The following is a 23,356-nucleotide window of genomic DNA, read 5'->3' on the forward strand; positions in this document are numbered from 1 at the left end:
GAGTTGCCGGCGCCCCGAGGCGCTTGAACGTTTGTTTAAACGATCATTCTAACCAGATTGGGGCCACCATGCGGGTGCGAATGGTGGCGCGGTTTGGTGGGCAGCGCTATATCGAATCTCGCGCGGGGTGATACCGGGCGTGATCAGCGCGTGGCGGGCCGTGTCGTGACTTGACCGCGTCCCGTATACCCATCATCGACGGACAACGCTTCGCTCCACGCGCCCAGTTGCCAGCGTCCGCTGCCGACGCTGCGCAAAGGCTCCTGTACGGCAAGCGAAGATACGTGGATTTCCAAAGCGTGCTCGCCCACCACGTCCAGCAGATCCGCAATGAATTGTTCGGCACCCGCCTGCACCTTGCCGATGATCGTCCAGCGGTGGCCATGCGCCTCGTCTTCACGATAGCGGGCAACGAGCTCGGCGCCGTCCTGCTCGAAATGGGAAAACTGCCCGGACGGCGACGTGAGCATGGACTCCAGTAGCAGATGCTGCTCGAGCACGGGTGATGACTCGACTTGCTCCCGGCCATCATGGAATCGCGCAGCGGCCCACTGATTGCCGGCGAGTACTTCGCCGATTTCGCGAGTCACCGCAAAGTAGGCGCCGCCCAGGGCTTCACCGGTGACTCGTGCCAATTGCGCCTGGATGCTGCCCACGTAGCCGACGTCGGCGAGGATGGGACGGTCTCCCTCGCGGACGTGGGTCTTCCAATAGGCCAGATACGCGCTGCGCTCGCGCTCGGCAATGTTTTCCAGCATCGATGCGGCCGGCCGCAGGCGATCGATCAGCGCCTCAGCCATTTCCGGCAGATACACCTCGCTGTCGAGCGCGGCCTTGCCCAGCGTTTCCCGTGCGGCCACGGCGACGTCGCGGCCGAGTCGCGAATCCAGCAGGCCGAACAGCGTGCCCGTATATGGCTTGCGGAAGACGGGCGCCAGGTCGGCCAGCGACCGCACGGCTGGCGTATTGACGCCGCGGCGCGATACCAGCAGATAACGTCCGTCGACATCGGCGAGCGCGGGCACGTGCTCCTGCAGGCGCTGATAAAGGCGATGCAGCAGATAACCCTCACGACTCAGAAACAGTATTTTCTTCGTGCCGTGTTGCAGGGCTGTTCGGGCCAACCACAGGAGATAGTCCGCGAGCAGCGGCCCGAGCACGGTGTAACCGAAGGTGTCCGGATGCTCGATCTGAACCGCCTGTGCGAACGCCAGCGGTTGCTGATCGCCCACTTGCGCCAGGCGATTGGCAACCAATCCGAGCCAGAGTTCGTGCGACCAGTGGCCACGCTGTTCGGGCGACGGGCGCAGGCTGCGCAAGCCGGGCACCACATCGAGATACGCCGCAGGGCGCAGCACGTGCACCGGGAACAGCAAGCCCGCATGCAGCGGCCGCATGACGTCGGCTTGCTCGTTGTCACCGATATGCAGCCAGCGCCTGGCCTCGGCGTGCTCGGCGTCCAGCAGCGCACGCCATCCGGCATCGCTGTCCTTGCGCCAGCCGGTGTCGCACGACACATACAGCCGGCTCAACGAGCGATCGACCTCCGCGGGAAGTACGCTGCGCAGCTCCGCCTCGGTGATGTACATGTCCGATACGCCCAGCAGCTTGCGTTGCGGCTCGGCAGCGAAGGATTCAAGCGCGGCCACCAAGGCATGGCGGGGCTTGAGCAGGCGTCGTTCGGTGGCGAGTTCCAGTGACTTGACCGCGGCGAGCGTGTCGGCGGGCAGTGCCGCATCTTCGTGCAGCGTGGCGTAGATGCGGTCGAGGTCTACATCCTTGCCGGCGCGCGCGCGCGCTTTTGCTTCGGCTTGCGTGCGCAGTGCGCCAAAGTTCTCGATGCCATGCTGCTTGTGCACGAGCATGGCGAGAAAGTCGCGTGCGCCTTGCGCCGTGAGGAAAGGCCGGAGCACCAGCGTGTCGAAGATGTCGAACGACAGCCAGGTGGCATCGGTCGCAAAGTAATCGATCTTCTGCCGCAGCGGCGCGTCGAAATAGAGTCGGCGATTGCGCTCGCCTTCCTGCGCCAATGCCAGTCGCCCATCGGTGGGAAGGATGCCGACGAACATGCCTTGATGCCGGGTGACCAGGGACAGCATGCGCTCGATGGCGTGCTGCAAGGTACCGTCGATCTGGCCCTTCTCGGGAGGAAACGAATCGGTGCGCAGGCCAAGTTCGAACAGGGGGCGAAGGGCTTGGGTGCGCGCCCAGAACATGGAGCCTGCGGGAAAATCGAGATAGCCCGCCGCGTCGATCTCGAAACCGAGCTGCTCGGCCAGTTGACGGCCCCACTCGGCATTGCTGAGCCAGGTGTGTCCCCACAGGGGCACGTTGGCGTAGCTTTCCGGGTAGACGATACCTAGCTCCGGGTTGGCCTGGAACATGCCAAAAATCCACGACTGTCGTTCCGACGATCCCAGCAGCGAGTCGAACAAATGGCCGCGCCAACCGACCTGATCCTGTCCGCCGTAGAGCGACTTCTTGGTATGCACGTGGCAGATCAGGTCCAGCGCAAGAATCTCCTCGCGGAACGTGACCAGCAAGGGGGCAATGTCGCGTCCGCGGTTTGGCACGATGCGTACATGCAGCGCGCTCAATCGCGGCAGCGCTGAAAGGCGTGCCTCCGCCTGCGCGCGAGCGGACTCGTCCACCACCGATACCATCAGCGTGTAGGGCAGCGGAATACGGGCGAGGCAACCCGCCAGCTCTTCAAGCAGATCGGGGTAGAACACGTGCGCCATCACGCCGATGCTCATGTTCACGCTGGCCAGCGGTGCGGCCGCGTTTAGCGTCATGGCCTCCGGCGGAGGAAGCGCGCTGTTGCGTTGTTGCGCCGCGCGAAGGCGCCAGAGCAGGCCACGTATCCCGAGTGCCCTGACCACTTTCACGCTTCGGGTGGCGAGCGAGCGGATGCCGGTCATGCCACCGCCATGACGCTGGATGGCATCACGCAGGAAGGAAGAAAGCTGGGCGAGTGACGGCATGGATGACCCGCTTCAGCCGCGCGCCGGCGCGAGTGCGCGCTCCAGCGCCTCGTAGGCGAGGCGCGAGGAGAAATGGCGCTTCACATTGTCGATGGATGCGAGCGAAAGGCGCTGCCACAGGTCGCCATCTTGCTGGAGCTGTCCGGCGGCGCGAGCGAACGCATCTGCCGTGTCGGCCAGCAGTACGTCCTGGCCCTGTTTCAGATGCATGCCTTCAACGGCGACGGCAGTGGCAATCACCGGCACGCCGTAGCTCATCGCCATGTTGATCTTGCCTTTCACGCCGGCACCAAAACGCAGCGGCGCGAGCGATGCCAATGCGCCGTCCAGCCACGGAGCCAGATCGGGCACGCGGCCATGCAGCTCCAGTCCCGGCACGCCGCCCCACTCTTCGCGGGCCGTGTCGGGCACGTCGCCGAGTACGTGCACGCGCGCGTCCGGCAGTTGCAGGCGCAGGGCGGGAAGAATCTCCGACGCGATCCAGCGTACCGCATCGACGTTGGGCGGGTGGCCAAACCCGCCGATGAAAACAAAGTCGCGCCGCGCTGGATGGGGCTGCCGGCAACCATGCACCTCGTGGATGTTGGACAGCAGCTCCACCTTCGCCAGCGGCAGTTCGGCAGCAAGCAGGGTTTGTTCGTGCGGGCTCACCACGAAGGTCACATCGCTTGCCTCGATCAGCGCCAGCTCGCTCTTGCGCGACGTCTGGGCCTGGCGGGCCATCGACGAGCTGCCGCTCAATTCGGCGGCACGGCGTTCGCGCAGGAAGTGCAGGTCCACGGTGTCGAACAACAGGCGGGCCTTGGGCGCCAGCTTGCGCGCCAGCGATGCGTACTGGCCGGCCACGGTGTGGCGGCAAAGCATTACGGCGCGAAGTTCGTGCCCATGGGCTCGCAGCCAGTGCGGCAGGTCGGAAACCCAGGGGCGGCACAGCACTTCGGTGCCAAGCGCGCCGAGTGCGCGGATTTCCTCGTCGCTGGCGCGCCCGTCGTCGGGAAGAAACGAGACGGCCCAGCCCTGTTCGTCGAGCAGCCGGAGGATCGCGCTCAAACGCAGGGAGCCCGAATCGCGCGTCGGTTCGGGCGTCATGCTGTCGACCACGAGGATGCGGCCGCGGCGGCGCCAGCGCAGCGCATGCATCAGCGATGTGCCGACGGGTGGTTGCGCGGCCAGTGCCGTTTCCCACTTGGCCACGAAGGCCTTCTGGTTGGTCAGCTGGTGTCGTTTCATGCCGGCATGCAGGTCGGTGCCGGCACTGATGCCTTCGCAATGGATCACGGTGCTCGAAGGCTCGTAGTACGCCTTCAGCCCCTGCTGGCGGACGGCGAAGGCGAGGTCGGTGTCCTCGTAGTAGGCCGGTGCATAGCGTGCATCGAAGCCGCCGATGTGTTCGAACACCTCGCGGCGGATCATCAGGGATGCGCCGCTGACGTAATCCACTTCGCGACGGCGACGCCAGGGCGGCGCGTCACGCTGCTCGAACTTGCCGACGTTCCAGCAGCTGCCGTCGGCGAACACCAGGCCGCCGGCTTCCTGCAGTCGACCGTCGGGATATACGAGGCGGCTGCCCGCGATGCCGCAGTCCTCACGATCGCTGAAGCAGCAGAGCAGGCCGTCCAGCCAGTTCGGCATCACTTGCGTGTCGTTGTTGAGGAACAACAGGAATTGGCCGCGTGCCTTCGCCGCACCGGCATTGCAGCTGCCCACGAAACCGACATTGCGCTCGTTGCGCAGGAGACGCAGGCCGCCAACCTGTTCGAGCCGTGCGGCGGAATCGTCGGGTGACCTGTCGTCCACCACGATGACTTCGCAGGGCGCGTTGGGCGCATGCCTGGCGATCGAGCGCAGGCAAGCCAGCGTGTACTCCAGCTTGCCATAGACCGGGATGATCACCGAGACCAGCGGTTGCTCCGAGACGGGCAGCGCAAAAGCTTCGAAGGGAACATCGAGCGGTTCGACCTGCAGCGAGTCGTCGAAGCTTGGGCGACGTTGGAACTCCTGCTGCACGCGGGCCAGCGTGCCGCGCCAGCCGCGCAGCGCCACGCTACCGCGGAAGCGCTGCAGCGCGTAGTTCAGGCGTTTGAAGCGCCAGGTGAGTCGGGCGGACAGCGCAATGCCCTCGCGTCAGAGATTCTGGTAATTCGGACCCGAACCACCTTCCGGTGTGACCCAGTTGATGATCTGGTAGGGGTCCTTGATGTCGCAGGTCTTGCAATGCACGCAGTTGGCGGCGTTGATCTGCAGGCGCTTGCCCGCGCCGTCGTCGACGATCTCGTAGACGCCGGCGGGACAGAAACGCGTACACGGGTTGCCGTATTCCACCGCGCACTGGGTCACGCATACGTTGGTGTCGGCCACGTGCAGGTGAATCGGCTGGTCTTCGTCATGCTCGGTGGCGGCGAAGTAGACGCCGGCGAGGCGATCGCGCGGCGGCAGTTCGCGCGGCTGCACATAGTCGCGCTTGGGTTCTTCCTGCGCGCCGAGTTTGTGCAGCGACGACCAGTCGGCCTTGTTCTTCAATGTCCATGGCGAAGCGCCGCGCAGCACGGTTTCCCATGCCGCGTTCAACATGCCGAACCACAGGCCCTTCTTGAACGCGGGCTTGATGTTGCGGACGCTCTTCAGCTCCGCCATCACGTCCGAACCGCGCAGTTTGGCGTCGAAGCCGGCCGGGTTCAGTTCGTTCGCCACGAGATGCTCGGCAGCGAGCACGCCGCTCTTGATCGCCTGGTGCGTGCCCTTGATCTTGGGCACGTTGAGCAGGCCGGCGGTATCGCCGATCAGCAGCGCGCCCGGCATCTCGACCTTCGGCAGCGACTGGTAGCCGCCGGTGACGATGGCGCGCGCGCCGGCGGAAAGAATGCTGCCGCCTTCGAGCAGCGACTTCACCGACGGGTGATTCTTCCACTGCTGGAACGCTTCCCACGGCTGGTAGTTGGGGTCGCTGTAGTCGAGGCCGCTGACGTAGCCGAGCGCGATGCGGTCCTTGTCCAGGTGATAGAGGAAGCTGCCGCCGTAGGTGTGGTTGTCGGCCGGCCAGCCGAAGCTGTGCACGATCTTGCCCGGCTGCACGCGGCCAGCGGGCACCTGCCACAGTTCCTTGATGCCGATGGAATAGCCCTGCGGATCGCTGTCCTTGTCCAGCGCAAAGCGTTTGATCAGCTGCTTGGTGAGGCTGCCACGCGCGCCCTCGGCCAGCACGGTGACCTTGGCCTTGATGTCGATGCCCTGGGTGTAGCCGGCCTTGTGCGAGCCATCCTTCGCCACGCCCATGTCGCCGATGCGCACGCCGGCAACGGAGCCGTCGTCGTTGTGAACGGTGTCGGCCGCGGCAAAGCCGGGGAAGACATCCACGCCCAGCGCTTCGGCCTGCGGCGCCAGCCAGGCGCACAGGGCGCCCAGCGAGACGATGAAGTTGCCATGGTTGTTCATGCCCGGCGGTACCGGCAGCTTGCGGCCACCCTCTTTGCTGAGCAGCCAGAATTCGTCGTCGGTGGCCGGCACGCAGATGGGCGGCGGATTGTCGCGCCAACCCGGCAGCAGCGCATCCAGCGGTTGCGGTTCGATCACGGCACCCGAGAGGATTTGCGCACCGATGGTGGACGCCTTCTCGATCACGCAAACGCTCGTTTCCGGCTTCAATTGCTTGAGGCGGATGGCGAACGCAAGCCCGGCGGGGCCTGCGCCAACGACGACGACGTCGTATTCCATGATTTCGCGGTCGCTCACGGCGGACTCCAGCTGATCTTGTGCGGCACGTTAACCGTTTCCTGACGTATGGAACGGCCAAACTGGCATTGTCCGGGTTCGGGCCACCGGGGGCAAATCCTTGCAAACCCTTCATCCGCGGTAGCGATAATCCCCCCAAAAGCGACACAGGGAAGAGAGCATGAATGTGCAACCACCGATCAGCGAACTCGATCTGCGACGAGCCACCATGTGCCAGCTGCTGCATTGGCTGGCGGTGGAACGCGTGCAACCGCAGGCGCTGGCCGAGACCTACCTGGAAGCCATCGAGCGCCTCAATCCGCAGCTCAATGCCTATCTGGGCCTGAGTTCGACGATGCTGCAGGAGCAGGCCCTGGCGGCCCAGCATCGGCGTCGCGACGGCGTCATCGGGCGGCTCGACGGCATTCCCATCGCGCTGAAGGACAACTTCGATGTGGCCGGCTGGCCCACCAGCGCGGGCCTGGCGGGGCGGCAGAAGCCGGTGAGCGACGATGCCCACGTGGTGTCGCGCCTGCGCGCCTCCGGCGCCGTCCTGATCGGCAAGACCAATATGGACGAGGGCGCGCTGGGCGCGGTCACCGACAACCCGCATTTCGGTGCAACGCACAATCCGCATCGCCACGGCTACACCGCGGGTGGGTCCTCGGGCGGCGCGGCAGCGGCGGTGGCGGCGGGCCTAGCCGTGGCCGCGGTGGGTTCGGACAGCCTCGGCTCCATCCGCATTCCCGCCAGTTATTGCGGCGTCTATGCGCTCAAGCCCACGCATGGCGAGATTTCCGCGCGAGGCATGGTGCCGGCGGCGCGTCGCCTGGATACGGTGGGCCTGATCGCGCGCAGCGCGGACGATCTCACCGTGCTGCTGCAGGTGCTGGCGGGCTATGACGCCGATGATGCGCGTTCGCGCCGCCGACGCGTGGCCTTGTCGCCGCCGGACTGGGAACCGGGCCGCCTGCGCGCGGGATTCCTGCCCGACCTGCGCGCCGTTGGCGTGCATCAGGATGTGGTGGACGTGTTCGAAGCGGCGCTGGCGAAGTGGCCGCGCGAACTGGGCGAGCGCCGCACGGTGGATTTCGCCGACTGGGATTTCGCCCGCACGCGTCGGGCCGGCCTGCTGTTGATGGAGGCGGAGATGCTGGGCACCTTTGCCTCCGATCTGGCCACGGACGACCACGTGTCGGAGCATTTCCGTCGACTGCTGGGCTACGCCGCCGGCAAGAGTGCCGCCGACTACGCCGCCGCCGACCGCGTGCTCGATGCCGCCACCTTGAAGATGCGCCGGCTGTTCGCGCAGATCGACGTGCTGGTGCTGCCCACCACGCCGCAGGGCGCCTTCCCGCTCGACGCGGCGGTGCCCGATTCGCAGGCCGATCTCACCAGCTTCGCCAGTCTGGCCGGTTGTCCGGCGGTGAACATTCCGATGGGTTACCTGCCCGACGGCATGCCGATCGGCCTGCAGTTGGTGGGCGCGCGTGGCTCGGATCTGCGCCTGCTGGAACTGGCCTCGGTGTGCGCGGCCACGCTCGACGTCGAACCTGCCTATCCGGCGATTCGCTGAGGCGGGCAGGATCGTGCGGGGACTGTTCGATCAGGCAACGACCGGCGGCTGGCAGCCGCTGCCGTTGCCGGGCGCTGAGCTTTCGCTGTGGCCGCAGTGGTTGGGCAACGACGAGGCGGACGCGCTGCTGGCCGAACTGCGCGCGACCATTCCATGGGAAGTGCACCGCATCCGCATCTTCGGGCGGGAAGTGGATTCGCCGCGCCTGAGTTGCTGGATCGGCGACGAAGATGCCACCTACGTCTACTCGCACACGCGTTTCGAACCGCGTCCGTGGACGCCGACGCTGGCTGCCTTGCGTGAGCGCGTGGCGAAGGCGTGCGATGCGCGGTTCAACAGCGTGCTGGCCAATCTCTATCGGGATGGCCGCGATTCGATGGGTTGGCACAGCGACAACGAGCCGGAGCTGGGGCGGCAACCCGTGATCGCCTCGCTGAGCCTGGGGGCCGCAAGGCGCTTCCGCCTCAAGCCGCGCGGCGAAGCCGCTCGCGGGGATGTGCAGGTGATCGAACTGGGCCACGGCAGCCTGTTGCGCATGGCGGGGGACACCCAACACCGATACGTGCACGATCTACCGAAGACAAGCGCGGCCGTGGGGCCGCGGCTCAATCTCACGTTTCGCTGGCTGGACGCATCGCGGCGCTGAGTCGCGTTGCGCTCAGTTCGTATGCACCTCGCGGCCGCCGAGCGGCTGCTGCAGCGTCCAGCTGACCAGCTGCGAGGCGAGCGCATCGGAGGCCTGGCCAAACGCGGCAACCACCTGCGGCACGCTGGTTCCACCGACCGGCTGGGTGATGTCGAAGCGATGGCTGGCGACGATGCTCAGCCCGTTGTTCTTCACCAGTCGCGCATCGAAACGGATCACCACCACCGGCTGTCCGTTCTGATAGACCGACTGGAACGAGCGCAGGTCGCCGGAGAGCGAATAATCGGCCTGCAGGCTGGTCTCGTCGCTGCTCAGGCCGGCGATGCGGCCGTTGTCGCGGAACGCGTCCACGATGCGGTTGCGCAGCAGGGTGGTGGCCGTGTCGCTCCAGCGTGCGCCCTGGTAGACGCTCACTACGTCACCCTGCGGCAGCACCGCGATGCGCGAGCTGTCGATCATTCGCTCGGCGTTGGGCGTGTCCACGCGCAACGACCAATTCACCGCGGGCGTGCTGTCGCGCGGCAGCGGCGTGGCTGGCAGGCGGTAGATATCCGGCGATTCCGCCTTGGGCAGGATGGAACAGGCGCCGAGCAGCGCGATGGCTGCACAGGCACACAGGCGAAAGCGCACGCTCATGGCACGAACTCCTTGCTGCGGTCGCGGCCGAGCAGGAAGCCCGCCGGGTTGTCGTCGAGGCGGCGCGACACGCCGCGCAGCGAACCGGCGGCGTCGCGCAATTCGCGCACGGCCGGTCCCAATTCGCTGAAGCCCTGCAGGCCGCCGTTGATGGCGGCGCGGTTGTCGCTGAGCAGGCGATCGATGTCGGCGGCGGAGTGGTCCAGCGAGGCCATCGCGCTGCGCGCGCTTTCCAGCGTGGCACGTGCCTGGTTGTCGATCAGACCGTTCGCATTGCGCACCAGCTGGTCGGTCTGCGCCAGGGTTTCGTTGGCCTGCTTGCTCGCCTGCGCCAGCTGCTGCAGCAACTGATGAATATCCTCGCGCTGGTCGGCAATCGTGCCGGTGACCTGATCCAGATGCTCCAGTGTGCGGCTGATCCGATCGGTGTTCTGCGGCGACAGCAGCATGTTCGCCCGCGCCACCACTTCGTTGATGTTGGTCACCAGGTCCTCGCCGTTGGCGAGGATGCGGCTGAGTGGCGAAGGGTCGGCCACGATCACCGGCAGCTGGCCGTCCTTCGACACCAGGGGCGGGCTGCCCGGCGAACCGCCGCTGAGCTGAATCACGGAAAGCCCGGTCACGCCGGTCATGGTGAGCTTGGCGTGGGTGTCCTGCTTCACCGGCACGTCGCCGCCCAGGCGGATGCGCGCCAGCACTTTGCGCGGATCCTGCGGATCGAGCCTGAGCTGGATGACATCACCCACCTTGATGCCGTTGTACTGCACGGCGCTGCCCTGCGAGAGGCCGTTCACCGCCTCGTTGAAGACCACGCGGTATTCGGTGAACTGTCGGTCCGAGCTGGACTTGGCCAGCCATAGCGCGAACAGCAGCGCGGCGGCGACCACGATCACCGTGAACAAGCCAATGAGTACGTGATGGGCACGCGTTTCCATGTCACTTCACCTCTAAGAGCGTGTTCAATGTCTCCCCGTGGCCCGCGCCGGGAGCTGTTTGCGCGCAGGACAAGGAAGAACGAAGGAGTGTATGTCGATACACGACTGAGTGATGACGCCGGCCTGTGGGCAAACAGACCCGGCCCGAAGGGTTGCTCACCCCAAGCGCCCAGCGAGCGGCTCGCGGCTTGACCTGACGGCCAGTCAGGCGCTGCGCCACGATCCGCTCGCTGGGCGCTTGGGGTGAGCAACGCGGGCTACGGGGAGGCATTGAACACGCTCTTTGCGTCGCGTTCGTGCGCCTCTTCGGCGGCGCGGCCACGCGGGCCGTGGAAATAGGCTTGCACCCATGGGTCGGGATACTCGGCCACCTGGTCCAGGGGACCCACCACCAGCACCTTCTTTTGCGACAGCACGGCCACGCGGTCGCAGATGGTGTAGAGCGTGTCCAGGTCATGCGTGACCAGGAATACGGTGAGGCCGAGCGCATCGCGCAGGGTCAGGATCAACTGGTCGAACGCCGCGGCGCTGATCGGGTCCAGGCCCGCGGTGGGTTCGTCGAGGAACAGGATTTCCGGATCGAGCGCCAGCGCACGCGCCAGCGCGGCGCGCTTGACCATGCCGCCGGAAAGCTCGGCAGGCGTCTTGGTTTCCGTGCCCGCCGGCAGCCCGGCCAGCGCCAGTTTTACCGAGCCCAGCTGTTGCGCATCGGGACGCGAGAGGCCGGCGTGTTCGATCAGCGGCATCGCCACGTTTTCCACCACGTTGAGCGAGGAAAACAGCGCGCCGTTCTGGAACAGCACGCCGAAGCGCCGTTCCAGCAAGGAGCGCTGATCGGGCGAAAGGCTGAGCAAGTCCTTGCCGAACACATGCACCTGTCCCGAGGTCGGACGCTGCAGTCCCACGATGCTGCGCAGGAGCACCGATTTGCCGGTGCCCGAGCCGCCGACCACGCCGAGGATCTCGCCGCGCCGCACATCCAGATCCAGGTGTTCGTGCACGGTCTGCGTACCGAAGCGGTTCACCAGGTTGCGAACCTCGATCACGTTCTCGGCGGTTTGCGGTTTCGCCACGGCGTTCACCAGCCCATCTCCATATAGAAGAGTGCGGCCAGCGCATCGATCAGGATCACCACGAAGATCGACTGCACCACGCTGGACGTCGTGTGCTCACCGACCGACTCGGCGCTGCCGCTCACCTTGAAGCCCTCGAGGCAGCCGATCACCGCGATCAGGAACGCGAACACTGGCGCCTTGGCGATGCCCACGAGGAAGTGGCGTACGCCGATATCCGACTTGACCAGGTTGATGAACATCACCGGCGGAATATCCAGCACCGCGGCGCAGACCAGGCCACCGCCGATCAGGCCGGCGATCATTGCCAGGAAGGTGAGCATGGGCAGCGAGGCGAGCATGGCCAGCACGCGCGGCAGCACCAGCAGTTCCATCGGGTCCAGGCCCAGCGCGCGGATCGCGTCGATCTCTTCGTTCGCCTTCATCGAGCCGATCTGGGCGGTGAAAGCGCTGGCGGTGCGACCGGCCATCAGGATGGCGGTGAGCAGCACGGCGAATTCGCGCAGGAAGGAGAACGCCACCAGGTCCACCGTGTAGATGGTGGCGCCGAAGTCCGCCAGCACCGTCGAGCCGAGGAAGGCCACCACGGCGCCCACCATGAAGGTGAGCAGCATCACGATGGGCACCGCATCCAGGCCTGTTTGCTCCACATGCGACACCAGCGAGGTGACGCGCCAGCGGCGCGGACGCCAGATCGTCTGGGCCAGCGTCTGCAGGGTCAGGCCGATGAAGCCGAGCAGTTGCACCTGTTGGCGCCACACGTTTTCCATCGCCGCACCGATGCGTGCGAGCAATTCGGTCACGGTGTTGTGGCGGCGCTTGGTCTTGGGCTCGACGTAGCTCGCCATCGCCTTGCCGACGGTCTGCAACAGCGCGCGCTGGGCGGCGGGCAGGGTCGGGTCGTCGGTGGCCAGGTCGCTGAGCCGCGTTGCGCCGAGCAGGCCCGACAGTAGTGCGGCGCCCGCGGTATCCAGCGCACCCAGCGCGCTCAGGTCGATCGGGGTGTGTGGGTCGAGGCGGCGCTTGAGCGCGTCGACCGCACGCTCCAGCGTAGCGTAGTGAGCCAGTGTCCAGTCGCCGGCCACACGCAGGCGGGGAGGCGTGGCCGTGGCATCGAGTTGTGCGCTTCCTGTCGCCATCGATGGTCTCATCAAGCACGATTTTAGTGGAGTGTCGCCTATATCAGGTGACGAAACGATGGGTGCGTCATCGGTGGGAGCGCTGAAGCGTTTCTTGGCGCCTTGCCAAGGCCGGCGCTGCCGGAACGGCCATTTTCCGCTAGATTGCTCCATCGACCGCGCGCCGAAGGCGCTTTCGGGCCCCGCTACCAGTGACGCAACGCATGCCTTCCATGTCCCACCTGGACACCCTCGAAGCCGAGAGCATCCATATCTTTCGCGAGACAGCTGCCGCTTTCGAGCGGCCCGCGATGCTGTATTCGATCGGCAAGGACTCGTCGGTCCTGCTGCACCTGTTGCGCAAGGCGTTCCATCCCGCCCGGCCGCCGATGCCGCTGTTGCATGTGGACACCACCTGGAAATTCCGCGAGATGATCGCCTTCCGCGAGCAGGTGGCGGCGGCGGGCGACGTCGAGGTGCGGGTGCATATCAATGAAGACGGCGTGCGCCAGGGCATTTCGCCGCTCACCCACGGCTCGGCGGTGCACACCGATGTGATGAAGACGGTGGCGCTCAAGCAGGCGCTGGACAAGTACGGCTTCGATGCGGCCATCGGCGGTGCTCGTCGCGACGAGGAAAAGTCGCGCGCCAAGGAGCGCGTGTTCTCCTTCCGCAATGCGCAGCATCGCTGGGACCCCAGGCAGCAGCGTCCCGAGCTGTGGCACACCTTCAATACACGCATCCACAAGGGCGAGAGCGTGCGGGTGTTCCCGTTGTCCAACTGGACCGAGATGGACGTGTGGCACTACATCCGCCGCGAAGGCATTCCGGTGGTCCCGCTGTACTTCGCCAAGCCTCGCCCGGTGGTCGAGCGCGACGGCGCGCTGATCATGGTCGATGACGAGCGCTTCACCCTGCGCGAAGGCGAAAAGGTCGAGCTGCGCGAGGTGCGTTTTCGCACCCTGGGTTGCTATCCGCTTACCGGCGCGGTGGAATCCTCGGCCGATACGCTGGACAAGATCATCGAGGAGATGGCGGCCTCGCGCACCTCGGAACGCCAGGGCCGGGTGATCGACAACGACGGCAATGCCTCGATGGAGCGCAAGAAGCAGGAGGGTTATTTCTGATGGCCACGCTGGATGCCACCTCCACCGTTTCCGCGGACACCAACCTGCTGCGCTTCATCACCTGCGGCAGCGTCGACGACGGCAAGAGCACCCTGCTGGGCCGCTTGCTCTACGACGCCGGCATGGTGCCGGAAGACCAGCTGGCCGCTCTGGCCCGCGACAGCCGCAAGCTGCATGCCGAGGCGCCCGAAGCGCTTGATTTCGCCTTGCTCACCGACGGCCTGGATGCCGAGCGCCAGCAAGGCATCACCATCGACGTGGCCTACCGCTATTTCCACACACCGCGCCGCAGCTTCATCGTGGCCGACTGCCCCGGGCACGAGCAGTACACCCGCAACATGGCCACCGGCGCATCGAACGCGCAGCTGGCGGTGGTGCTGGTGGACGCCCGCAAGGGCCTGCTGCCGCAGACGCGTCGCCACAGCTATATCTGCGCCCTGATGGGGATCCGCCAGGTGGTGGTGGCGGTGAACAAGATGGACCTGGTCGATTGCCGGGAAGACGTCTACGCCGCCATCGCCCATGAATACCGCGAGCTCGCCACCCAGCTCGGCATCACCCGCGTGCATTGCCTGCCGGTGGTGGCACCGGGTGGCGACAACGTGGGCCAGCACTCGACGCGCATGCCCTGGTACCAGGGGCCGACCTTGCTGGAGTTGCTGGAGTCCGCCGACACCGCTGCCACGCAAGGTGAGGACTTCCGCATGCCGGTGCAGTGGGTCAACCGTCCCGATGCCAGCTTCCGCGGTTATGCCGGCACGGTCTGCGGCGGCCGGATCGCGGTGGGCACTGAAATCGTGGTGCAGCCTGCCATGCGGCGCGCACGCGTGGAACGCATCGTTACGGCGGACGGTGACCTGACCGAAGCCGTCGCCGGTCAGGCGGTGACGCTCACGCTGGACCGCGAGATCGATGCCAGCCGCGGCGATGTGATTGCCGACGCGGCTCGCCCCGCACCTGTGGCCGATCAGTTCGCGGCCCATGTTCTATGGATGGGCGACGAGCCACTGCTGCCCCATCGCGCTTACTGGTTGAAGATCGGCTCGCACACGGTCAATGCGCGCGTCAGCTCGATCAAGCACAAGGTCGATGTGAACACCCAGGCCGAGCTCGCCGCCCGCCGGCTCGACCTCAACGAGGTCGGCTACTGCAACCTCGAGCTCGACCATGCCATCGCCTTCGAGTCGTACGAGGCCAACCGCACGCTGGGCGGTTTCATCCTGATCGACCGCACCACCAACGCCACGGTCGGCTGCGGCATGCTGGACTTCGCGCTGCGCCGCGCCTCCAACGTGCACTGGCAGCACACCGACCTGGACAAGGAAGTGCGCAGCGCCAGCAAGGGCCAGCGGGCGCGCTGCCTGTGGTTCACCGGTTTGTCCGGCGCCGGCAAGTCGACCATCGCGAACCTGGTGGAGCGCCGACTGCATTCGCTCGGGTATCACACCTATATGTTGGACGGCGACAACCTGCGCCACGGTCTCAACAAGGACCTGGGCTTCACCGCCGAGGCGCGGGTGGAGAACGTGCGCCGCGTGGCCGAGGTGGCCAACCTGATGGTCGATGCGGGCCTGATCGTGCTGGTCTGCGTCATCTCGCCGTTCCAGAGCGAGCGCCGTTTCGCCCGTGGGTTGTTCGACGAGGGTGAATTCCTCGAGGTGTTCGTCGACACCACGCTGGAGGAGTGCGAGCGCCGCGATCCCAAGGGGTTGTACCGCAAGGCGCGGGCCGGCGAGATCTTCAACTTCACCGGCATCGACTCGCCCTACGAGGCGCCCGAGCAGGCAGAGTTGCATCTGCTCACGGCCGGGTTGCGTGCGGAGCAGCTCGCGGAGCAGGTGGTAGAACAACTGCTTGCGGGCCTGGGGCATACGCCGCTCTGAGACTAGCCGCGCCTCCATGGTCGTCATTCCGGCGCAGGCCGGAATCCAGTAGCCGAGCGCTCGGTTAACGCCTCACGATAGCCTGCGATGGGATCTGCCGTGGCGACCCATCGCATCGCTACTGGATTCCGGCCTGCGCCGGAATGACGGATAGGAAAGGTCGCAGCTGGTAGTCGCAGGCGGTCGCACGCTTGCTGCGTCGCAAGATGTTCAGCGATACGGCCCCGCACGGCCCCTCGGCTTGGAATGTATCCACGCCCCCGGCGATAATGGCTCTTTCCCCAGAGCACCACCGCGATGACCGAGAAGACCGTACTCAACGACACCCATCGTGCGCTCGGCGCGCGCATGGTCGATTTCGGCGGCTGGGACATGCCGATCAACTACGGCTCGCAGATCGAGGAACATCACGTGGTGCGCCGCGATGCCGGCATGTTCGACGTCTCGCACATGACCGTGGTCGATCTTCACGGCGCGCGCACGCGCGAATTCCTGCGTCACCTGCTGGCCAACAGCGTCGACAAGCTAAAGGTGCAGGGCAAGGCACTGTACTCGTGCATGCTCAACGAACAGGGCGGCGTGATCGACGACCTGATCGTCTACTTCCTCGGCGAGGAATTCTTCCGCCTGGTGGTGAACGCCTCCACCCGCGAGAAGGACCTGCAGTGGATCGAACGGCAGGCCAAGGCCTTCGGGGTGGAGGTCAAGGAACGCCCGGACTTCGCCATGATCGCCGTGCAGGGCCCCAACGCCCGCGCCAAGGTGATCGGCCTGCTGGCCGAGGTGGATCACGAGCGCATGAAGAAGCTCGGCAAGTTCGCGGCGGCGGCGGCGCAGGGTCCGCACGGCATGCCGCTGTTCGTGGCCCGCACCGGCTACACCGGTGAGGACGGCTTCGAAATCATCGTGCCGCAGGAACACGCCGTGGCGCTGTGGCAGGCGCTCGCCGCCGCGGGCGTGGCACCGGCCGGACTGGGCGCGCGCGACACGCTGCGCCTGGAAGCGGGTATGAACCTCTACGGCCAGGACATGGACGAGACCGTGTCGCCGTGGGAAGCGAACCTCGGCTGGACCATCGCGCTGGACGAAGGCCGCGACTTCATCGGCCGCCAGGCGCTCGAGGCGCACAAGGCCGCGGGTGTAAAGCGCGTGATGGTCGGCCTGGTGCTCGACGACAAGGGCGTGCTGCGCCACGGCCAGCCGGTGCTCACCGCCAACGGTACCGGCGAGATCCTGTCCGGCAGTTTCGCGCCGACGCTCAACAAGGCCGTGGCCTTCGCGCGCATCCCGGCCGGCGAGCCGGGCGAGGTGCGCGTGGATATCCGCGGCAAGGAAGTGCCGGTGCGCGTGGTGAAGTATCCGTTCGTGCGCGACGGCCAGCCCTGCGACGGCATCTGAGATCAGGCTTATCCGCAGAACGGGCGCAGCCCGTTTTGCCCATCGGGTGAAGCGGCTAGAATCGGCGCTCCACCCACGACCCACATCAACGACTGGATTCGATCATGAGCGAGATTCCCGGCGATCTGAAATTTCTCAAGTCCCACGAATGGGCCCGCGTCGAAGACGACGGCCTGGTGCGCGTGGGTATCTCCGACCATGCCCAGGGCCAGCTCGGTGACCTGGTGTACGTGGAACTGCCGGAGGTCGGCGCGAGCGTGCAGGCCGGTCACGGCGTGGCCGTGGTCGAGTCGGTCAAGGCCGCTTCGGACATCTATAGCCCGGTCTCCGGCGAGATCGTCGCGGTCAACGAAGGCCTCAACGACAAGCCCGAAACCATCAACGAAGATGCCTTCGGCGACGGCTGGATCTTCCTGGTTCGCGCCAGCGATCGCGGCGAACTCGACGAGCTGCTCGACGCCGACGCCTATGCCGAACTGGTCGAAAACGAAGACCACTAAGCCCTGACGTTCGACGCTTCACCCGATGCCGGCCGCCGCAAGCGGCCGGCTTCTTTTTGCCTCGCGGCCGCTGCGTTTTTCGATCCGCGGAAAGGCGAATCGCCGGGTGATCGACGCCTCGTTTTTCGCGTTGAAGTTCTCGCCGTCCATGCCGATAGATGGCCAAGGCGAGGTTCCGAAAAGCGGGGGGCGAGTCGCGAGTCGACCCGCTTCGATGCCTTTTGACGTGTCCGAAGAGGTCCGAAACGACCTTCCGGCGGGGTCGCCCAAAAAATAAATTCAGTCGCCTTTCGTTCATCCTGGAGGGCAGCTCCGGACCTGCTCCGGCATGTCCTTGATGTGTCTCGACTTGTGAGACGCGAGCGTGCTGCGCACATGTGCGCGGAAAATGCAAAATGGCTTGTTTTAAGCGGTTTTGTCGCTGTCTTGGTAATCAAAACAGCATTGACGTCTGGATGTATGGACGTCCAAAAGAAAATGCCTTCAAACCCCTGTAAGGCCTTGTGTGGCGGGGGTTTGGACCCTCCCGCAGGGGGATGAAATGGATTGATTTCATGGTTAAAATCAATTGACAGCTGAAATCTTCAGGAATAGCTTTCGCATCGGAACACGGAGAACGGGTGCCATGGCAACATCGAAATTCATCAAGCCTTATGTCGATCATGGAGAGAAGGCCGGCGCAGTACGCAAGATCACGGTCTCGATCCCATTGCATATCTTGAGGCCCTTGTCTGACGAACGCACCCGTCGTCAGGTGAACAATTTAAGGCACGCTACCAATAGCGATCTGCTTGTGGAGGCGTTCCTACATGCTTTTACTGGGCAACCACTGCCAACTGATGAGGAGCTGAGACGAACTATGGCCACTGCCAAGAAAGCCACTGCAAAGAAGGCCGCCAAGAAGGCGTCCAAGAAAACCGCCGTGAAGAAGACCGCTGCCAAGAAGCCGGTAGCCCGCAAGCCGGCCGCCAAGAAGGCTGCCAAGAAGGTCGCCCGCAAGGTCGCCAAGAAGGCTGTTGCTAAGAAGCGCCCGGCCGCTGCCAAGAAGGCTGCCGTGAAGAAGGTCGCGACCAAGAAGGTTGCGAAGAAGGCTGTTGCTAAGAAGCGCACCGTGAAGAAGGCTGCCGCTGCCAAGGTCGTCAAGGCGACCAAGGCTGCGAAGGCCCCCAAGGCCGCCAAGGCCAAGAAGTAAGCTTTAAGCTTTACTCTTAATAACAAGCAAGAACGACTTTTCTCCCCGCGGTGCCCAGCGCGGGGAGAGTCCTTCGAAAGAGCGATTCGTCCCGGCCCTTGCCGGGACGCTTCGTTTCTGGGGTAAGAAAATTTCCTAGCGTTGGCGGCCCGAGGTGGCGTGAGTCACGCCGCAAGCCAATACGACGCGATGTGCGGCCTGTCGCCGACACGTCGAACGATTTGCCGTAGTGCTGCATTACGGTTACCTTTCACACATCCGCGCCGCGGTGGCCTGGGGAGGCTGCCGCTCCTGGATTCACAGGGGGAAAAAGCGCGGGTATCTGATGCCACTCGGTGAGAGATCATGGATACCCGATACACACGTCATGCGCGTCGTAACGCGCGTGGGGCCATTCGGCCCGCTGCCATTGCCATCGTTGCTGTTGTTGCCGTACTCGCCGCAGCGTCATGGTTCCTTATCATCAAGCCGCACCAGGACATGGTCGAAGCCGATGCCGGCGCGCACCCGTCCACGCCGGTGAAGGCCGGCGAGGCGCCGCCTCCGCCGGTCAACGTGGCGGCCATGAGCATGAACCAGCTGCTTGCGGAAGCCCGCAAGGCAGTGAACGAACAGCGTCTGCTGGCACCGGCCGGCAACAACGCGTTCGAGTTCTACCTGAAGGTGCTGGAGAAGCAGCCCGGCAACCCGGTGGCCACCGACGCACTGCGCGAAACCTTCCCGGTGGGCGCCAGCGTGGCCGAGCAGGCGATCAACCAGCGCGACTTCAACGAAGCCCAGCGCCAGATCGATCTGTTGGCGAAGGCCGACCCGGCCAACTACACGCTGACCATCCTGCGTTCCAAGCTCGATGCCCAGCGCAAGCTGCAGGATCGCGAGCAGCAGCTGGCCTCGGACAAGGAGAAGCAGCAGCAATTGGCAGCGCAGAAGGCAGTGACCGACAAGGCGGAAGCCGATCGCCTCGCAGCCGAAGCGCAGCAGAAGGCGGTGGCCGACCAGCGTGCGGCCCAGGCCCGCGCAGCGCAGCAGCAACAGGCGGAAGCCGCGCGCACGCAGCAGGCGCCGACCTCCACGGCGGGTGCCGGCAACACGGCTACGGCCAGCGCGGGTGGTACGCACCCGGCGGTGCTGTTGCGCAACGTGCCGCCGCGCTATCCGACCACGGCCGTCCGTGCCAATCAGGAAGGCTGGGTGGAAGTGACGTTCACCGTCACGCCCGAAGGCACCGTGGACGACGTGAAGGTGGTCGATGCCGAGCCGCGCCACGTGTTCGATCGCGCGGCGACCGAAGCGGTGAGTCGCTGGAAGTTCCAGCCGGCCACGCAGGATGGCAACCCGGTGCCGTCGCAGGACAAGCGTCGCATCGTGTTCAAGCTCAACTGAGCAAGGGCTCGCCGCGCTCGCGGCGAGCCTGCCGCAAAAGAAAAGGCGCCGCAGGGAAACCTGTGGCGCCTTTTTTTGCGCCGTGGGGTGAGCGTGCTGCCTAGCCCTTGCTGCCGCGCGTCGCCGCCGTCTTGCTCTTCTTGCGCGGCTTGCCCTTGATCGTGTTGGCGGGCGGCGCGTCGCTCTCGACGCCGGCCCAGTCGACGTGCGGCAGGCCGAGCAGGCTGTCGAACACCATCGGCAGCAGGCCGGCGGGCAGCGGATCGGCCGAGTTCCACATCATCACCAGGCCCACGTGCTGCCTGGGCAGGAAACCGATCATCGTGCGATAGCCTTCGACGGCGCCGGCGTGGAAGATCATCGTTTCGCCCTGGTAGTCGAACACGCGCCAGCCCAGCGCGTAGGAGGCATCCTCCAGGCGCGCACGGCGCCATGGCGACCCGCGCAGTTCGATCGGCGTGGATACCTCGGGCGTATGCAGCGTGTTGAGCAGCGCGGGCGGCAGCACGTCAGGGCGCCCGCCCATCTGCGCGATCAGCCATTGCTCCATGTCCTTGAGGCTCGCGTTGACGCCTGCCGCCGGAGCGACGCGGTAGTAGGCGTCCTTCGGTTCGAACGGGATCCAGCCGTTGCTGCTCGGCCGATGCGGACGCGCCCAGCTCTTGCTCGCTTCCAGTCCTTCGCGCCCGTAGCTGGCGGTCTTCATGCCCAGCGGGAAGAAGATGTTCTTGTCGACCTGGCGGGTGAAGAAGTCGCCGGTCTGCGCATAGACCACATCGCCGATCAGGCTGAAGGCGATGTTCTGGTAGCCGTAGCATTGACCGACGTCGCAGGTCAGAGAGACCTCGTCGAGCCGGCGCACCAGCTCTTCGTAGGGCACGTTGTCTTCGAGCATGCTGTCGTAGGTGTTCTTGGGCAGGCCCAGGCGCTGGCCGAGGATGTCGCGCACCGTCGCCTGCTGCGCCGCGCTGTCGCTCTTGAGTTTGAAGAACGGCAGCACGGCTGCCAGCTTGGTGTCCCAGGAAAGCTTGCCGTCGTCCACCAGCACGCCGGTGAGCGCGGTGGCGAACGCCTTGGACAGCGAGGCCAGGCGGAACACCGTCTCGGGCGTCACCGGCTCGCGCGTGGCGGCGTCGGCGTAACCGATGGTGTCCTCGAACACGACCTTGTTGTCCGACACCACGGCCGTGGCCAGGCCAGCCACGACGTTGCGTTGGTCGACGCGCTCCAGCCATTGCTGGTAGGAGGTCAGGGTGTCCTTCATGCGATCGGCGGGCACGCCCTGGGAGGGCGGCAGCGTGCCGTCGCTTGCTGGCGTCGCGGCGTGCGCAGCGGGCAGTGCGCTGGCCCATCCCAGTGTGGCGGCGATGAGCAGTGGAAGCGTGCGAAGCGTCATGCGATTCGAAGATGCGGGGCGTCGATGACGCCGTATCGAAGACAGCTCGGGATAGAGCTGGGCCTAATGTCGCGAGCCTGTTCCATCCATGACGGCTGCCGGAGATTACCGCAGCAAGACGCGAAAATCCCCTTTCCGTACGACCGATGGACGGCAAGCCTCATTGGGACAACGGCTGCGCCGACTTGGTTTCGTTCAGGATCATCGCGCTGGCCTGTTCCGCGATCATGATCACCGGCGCGTTGGTGTTGCCGGTGGGCAGGTTGGGCATCACCGAGGCGTCCACCACGCGCAGGTTCTGCACGCCGCGTACACGCAACTCGCTGTCCAGCGGTGCACGCGCGTCGCTGCCCATGCGGCAGCTGCCCGCGGGGTGATAGATGGTTTCCGCCTTGCGGCGAATGAAGTCGAGGTATTCCGCGTCGCTCGTGATCTTGCGCTCTGGGAAAACGGGCGCTCCTCGAAACGGCGCGAAGGCGGGTTGGGAAAGCAGCTCGCGCGACAGGCGCGCGGCCTCGATCATGCGCGCAAGATCGTGCCCCTCGGCATCGCCGAGATAGTTGGCATGGATGGCGATGGGTTGTGCGGGATTCGCCGAACGCAGGCGCAGCGTGCCGCGGCTGCGCGGATGCAGGTAGCAGGCATGCACGGTGTAGCCATAGCCGGGCAGGCGATGACGGCCATGATCGTCCAGCAGGGCCGGCACGAAATGGAACTGCAGGTCGCAGCGTTCGTCCATGGCAAGCCGGCTGCGCACGAAGCCGCCGGCTTCGGCGATGTTGGAGGTGCCCGGTCCATTGCGATGACGCAGGAAGCGCCAGCCGGCGGCCAGTTCGTTGAGGTGGTCGTAGGTGATCCTCTGGGTGCTGCCGTCGAGTGTGCAGATGTCCAGGTGATCCTGCAGGTTCGCGCCGACCTCGGGCTGGTCGGCCTGCACGGCGATGCCATGCTCGCGCAGATGGTCGGCCGGACCGATGCCCGAGAGCATCAGCAGCTGCGGCGTGTTCACCGCGCCGCCGGCGAGGATGACCTCGCCGCCTTCGATGAGCGTATCGCTGCCGTGCAACTGCACGCCAACCGCGCGCCCCTGGGCCATCGCCACGCGCGCCACCAGCACACCGGTGCGCACCTCCAGGTTCGGGCGGTCGCGCACGGGGCGCAGATAAGCCGCCGCGGCGGAGCAGCGCGCACCATCGCGTTGGGTGACCTGATACAGGCCAAAGCCCTGCTGATCGGCGCCGTTGAAGTCGTCGTTGCGTGCAAAGCCTGCGCTTACCGCGCTTTCGATGAAAACCCCGGACAGCGGATTGTGGTGACGGAGATCGTTGACGCCGAGCGGGCCGCCCGTGCCATGGAAACTGTCAGCGCCGCGCGTGTTGTCCTCGCTGCGCAGGAACCATGGCAACACCTGTTCCCATGACCAGCGTGCATCGCCGGTGGCTTGCGCCCAACGGTCGTAATCGCCCGCGACGCCGCGCACGTAGCACATGGCATTGATCGAACTGGAACCGCCCAGGGTCTTGCCGCGGGGCCACCACAGCGTGCGGCCGTTCAACTGTGCCTGCGGTTCGGTGCGGTAGTTCCAGTTGAGGCGGCGGTTGTTGGCCAGGCGCGCGATGCCGGCGGGCATATGGATCAGCGGGTGCCAGTCCGGCGGCCCTGCTTCCAGCAGCAATACGCGCCGGTTGCCGTTCGCGCTCAACCGGTTGGCAAGTACGCAGCCGGCCGACCCTGCACCAACGATGATGATGTCGTATGTCATCAGTGTCCCCCGGTCCCTGTCAGTGACCGTCATGGCCGC

The 23,356-nt window shown here is 65.6% G+C and carries 18 protein-coding genes; 8 read left to right on the forward strand and 10 right to left on the reverse strand.

What is annotated here, in order from left to right; translation table 11 throughout:
- Positions 1-143 precede the first annotated feature (143 nt).
- From ISP20_RS10850 to ISP20_RS10860, 3 genes are all read right to left on the reverse strand, one after another.
- Entirely contained in the window at positions 144-2,984 is a 2,841-nt protein-coding gene (locus tag ISP20_RS10850) for a rhamnan synthesis F family protein (RefSeq protein WP_204636110.1), read from the reverse strand.
- Between the two features lie 12 nt (positions 2,985-2,996).
- The gene (locus ISP20_RS10855) at positions 2,997-5,027 is read right to left on the reverse strand and encodes a glycosyltransferase (RefSeq protein ID WP_338030989.1); all 2,031 of its coding nucleotides are present in this window, start codon (positions 5,025-5,027) and stop codon (positions 2,997-2,999) included.
- Between the two features lie 81 nt (positions 5,028-5,108).
- The gene (locus ISP20_RS10860) at positions 5,109-6,713 is read right to left on the reverse strand and encodes a 4Fe-4S dicluster domain-containing protein (RefSeq protein WP_204636111.1); all 1,605 of its coding nucleotides are present in this window, start codon (positions 6,711-6,713) and stop codon (positions 5,109-5,111) included.
- Between the two features lie 160 nt (positions 6,714-6,873).
- Between ISP20_RS10860 and ISP20_RS10865 the strand changes: the two genes are divergently transcribed.
- Together ISP20_RS10865 and ISP20_RS10870 are read left to right on the forward strand one after the other, a co-directional pair.
- A complete protein-coding gene (locus tag ISP20_RS10865; protein ID WP_204636112.1) occupies positions 6,874-8,268 on the forward strand; it encodes an amidase in 1,395 nt (464 codons plus the stop codon).
- 13 nt (positions 8,269-8,281) lie between these two features.
- On the forward strand, positions 8,282-8,914 hold the full coding sequence (locus ISP20_RS10870; RefSeq protein WP_338030990.1) for an alpha-ketoglutarate-dependent dioxygenase AlkB family protein: 633 nt from the start codon (positions 8,282-8,284) through the stop codon (positions 8,912-8,914).
- 12 nt (positions 8,915-8,926) lie between these two features.
- On the opposite strand, the gene ISP20_RS10875 is transcribed toward ISP20_RS10870, so the two are convergent.
- The 4 genes from ISP20_RS10875 to ISP20_RS10890 all read right to left on the reverse strand — a co-directional run bounded on the left by ISP20_RS10875 (position 8,927) and on the right by ISP20_RS10890 (position 12,697).
- A complete protein-coding gene (locus tag ISP20_RS10875) occupies positions 8,927-9,550 on the reverse strand; it encodes an ABC-type transport auxiliary lipoprotein family protein (protein ID WP_204636113.1) in 624 nt (207 codons plus the stop codon).
- Positions 9,547-10,485, reverse strand: a complete 939-nt coding sequence (locus ISP20_RS10880; protein ID WP_204636114.1) for an MlaD family protein — start codon at positions 10,483-10,485, stop codon at positions 9,547-9,549. Before ISP20_RS10880 ends, ISP20_RS10875 begins: the two co-directional genes overlap by 4 nt.
- Positions 10,486-10,742: 257 nt before the next feature.
- Entirely contained in the window at positions 10,743-11,567 is an 825-nt protein-coding gene (locus tag ISP20_RS10885) for an ABC transporter ATP-binding protein (RefSeq protein WP_338030991.1), read from the reverse strand.
- Complete coding sequence (locus tag ISP20_RS10890; RefSeq protein WP_239535669.1) at positions 11,564-12,697, reverse strand: ABC transporter permease; 1,134 nt, start codon at positions 12,695-12,697, stop codon at positions 11,564-11,566. Before ISP20_RS10890 ends, ISP20_RS10885 begins: the two co-directional genes overlap by 4 nt.
- A gap of 203 nt (positions 12,698-12,900) precedes the next feature.
- Between ISP20_RS10890 and cysD the strand changes: the two genes are divergently transcribed.
- The 4 genes from cysD to gcvH all read left to right on the forward strand — a co-directional run bounded on the left by cysD (position 12,901) and on the right by gcvH (position 17,584).
- Positions 12,901-13,803, forward strand: coding sequence for a sulfate adenylyltransferase subunit CysD (gene cysD / locus ISP20_RS10895; protein ID WP_204636115.1), 903 nt, complete (start codon positions 12,901-12,903; stop codon positions 13,801-13,803).
- On the forward strand, positions 13,803-15,686 hold the full coding sequence (gene cysN, locus ISP20_RS10900; RefSeq protein ID WP_204636116.1) for a sulfate adenylyltransferase subunit CysN: 1,884 nt from the start codon (positions 13,803-13,805) through the stop codon (positions 15,684-15,686). The genes cysD and cysN overlap by 1 nt, the downstream gene beginning before the upstream one ends.
- 297 nt (positions 15,687-15,983) lie before the next feature.
- Positions 15,984-17,084, forward strand: coding sequence for a glycine cleavage system aminomethyltransferase GcvT (gcvT, locus tag ISP20_RS10905; RefSeq protein ID WP_204636117.1), 1,101 nt, complete (start codon positions 15,984-15,986; stop codon positions 17,082-17,084).
- Between the two features lie 104 nt (positions 17,085-17,188).
- Complete coding sequence (gene gcvH / locus ISP20_RS10910; RefSeq protein ID WP_204636118.1) at positions 17,189-17,584, forward strand: glycine cleavage system protein GcvH; 396 nt, start codon at positions 17,189-17,191, stop codon at positions 17,582-17,584.
- An 18-nt stretch (positions 17,585-17,602) separates the two neighbouring features.
- On the opposite strand, the gene ISP20_RS21725 is transcribed toward gcvH, so the two are convergent.
- Complete coding sequence (locus ISP20_RS21725; RefSeq protein ID WP_275586793.1) at positions 17,603-17,734, reverse strand: hypothetical protein; 132 nt, start codon at positions 17,732-17,734, stop codon at positions 17,603-17,605.
- A 475-nt stretch (positions 17,735-18,209) separates the two neighbouring features.
- Between ISP20_RS21725 and metJ the strand changes: the two genes are divergently transcribed.
- Positions 18,210-18,776, forward strand: coding sequence for a met regulon transcriptional regulator MetJ (metJ, locus tag ISP20_RS21820; RefSeq protein ID WP_204636119.1), 567 nt, complete (start codon positions 18,210-18,212; stop codon positions 18,774-18,776).
- Between the two features lie 345 nt (positions 18,777-19,121).
- A complete protein-coding gene (locus ISP20_RS10920) occupies positions 19,122-20,159 on the forward strand; it encodes an energy transducer TonB (RefSeq protein WP_204636120.1) in 1,038 nt (345 codons plus the stop codon).
- A 100-nt stretch (positions 20,160-20,259) separates the two neighbouring features.
- Here the strand turns inward: ISP20_RS10920 and ISP20_RS10925 are convergent, their stop codons facing one another.
- A complete protein-coding gene (locus tag ISP20_RS10925) occupies positions 20,260-21,555 on the reverse strand; it encodes a serine hydrolase domain-containing protein (protein WP_204636121.1) in 1,296 nt (431 codons plus the stop codon).
- 160 nt (positions 21,556-21,715) lie between these two features.
- The gene (locus tag ISP20_RS10930) at positions 21,716-23,317 is read right to left on the reverse strand and encodes a GMC family oxidoreductase (RefSeq protein ID WP_204636122.1); all 1,602 of its coding nucleotides are present in this window, start codon (positions 23,315-23,317) and stop codon (positions 21,716-21,718) included.
- Between the last annotated feature and the right edge of the window lie 39 nt (positions 23,318-23,356).

Source organism: Dyella kyungheensis, from assembly GCF_016905005.1.
Classification (GTDB): domain Bacteria; phylum Pseudomonadota; class Gammaproteobacteria; order Xanthomonadales; family Rhodanobacteraceae; genus Dyella; species Dyella kyungheensis.

Excerpts from the sequence above, each read along its gene's own strand:
- ISP20_RS10850 (WP_204636110.1), bottom strand. The coding sequence starts at position 2,984 with ATGCCGTCACTCGCCCAGCTTTCTTCCTTCCTGCGTGATGCCATCCAG.
- ISP20_RS10865 (WP_204636112.1), top strand. The coding sequence starts at position 6,874 with ATGAATGTGCAACCACCGATCAGCGAACTCGATCTGCGACGAGCCACC.
- ISP20_RS10875 (WP_204636113.1), bottom strand. The coding sequence starts at position 9,550 with ATGAGCGTGCGCTTTCGCCTGTGTGCCTGTGCAGCCATCGCGCTGCTC.
- ISP20_RS10880 (WP_204636114.1), bottom strand. The coding sequence starts at position 10,485 with ATGGAAACGCGTGCCCATCACGTACTCATTGGCTTGTTCACGGTGATC.
- ISP20_RS10890 (WP_239535669.1), bottom strand. The coding sequence starts at position 12,697 with ATGGCGACAGGAAGCGCACAACTCGATGCCACGGCCACGCCTCCCCGC.
- cysD (WP_204636115.1), top strand. The coding sequence starts at position 12,901 with ATGCCTTCCATGTCCCACCTGGACACCCTCGAAGCCGAGAGCATCCAT.
- cysN (WP_204636116.1), top strand. The coding sequence starts at position 13,803 with ATGGCCACGCTGGATGCCACCTCCACCGTTTCCGCGGACACCAACCTG.
- gcvT (WP_204636117.1), top strand. The coding sequence starts at position 15,984 with ATGACCGAGAAGACCGTACTCAACGACACCCATCGTGCGCTCGGCGCG.
- gcvH (WP_204636118.1), top strand. The coding sequence starts at position 17,189 with ATGAGCGAGATTCCCGGCGATCTGAAATTTCTCAAGTCCCACGAATGG.
- ISP20_RS21725 (WP_275586793.1), bottom strand. The coding sequence starts at position 17,734 with ATGGACGGCGAGAACTTCAACGCGAAAAACGAGGCGTCGATCACCCGG.
- metJ (WP_204636119.1), top strand. The coding sequence starts at position 18,210 with ATGGCAACATCGAAATTCATCAAGCCTTATGTCGATCATGGAGAGAAG.
- ISP20_RS10920 (WP_204636120.1), top strand. The coding sequence starts at position 19,122 with ATGGATACCCGATACACACGTCATGCGCGTCGTAACGCGCGTGGGGCC.
- ISP20_RS10925 (WP_204636121.1), bottom strand. The coding sequence starts at position 21,555 with ATGACGCTTCGCACGCTTCCACTGCTCATCGCCGCCACACTGGGATGG.
- ISP20_RS10930 (WP_204636122.1), bottom strand. The coding sequence starts at position 23,317 with ATGACATACGACATCATCATCGTTGGTGCAGGGTCGGCCGGCTGCGTA.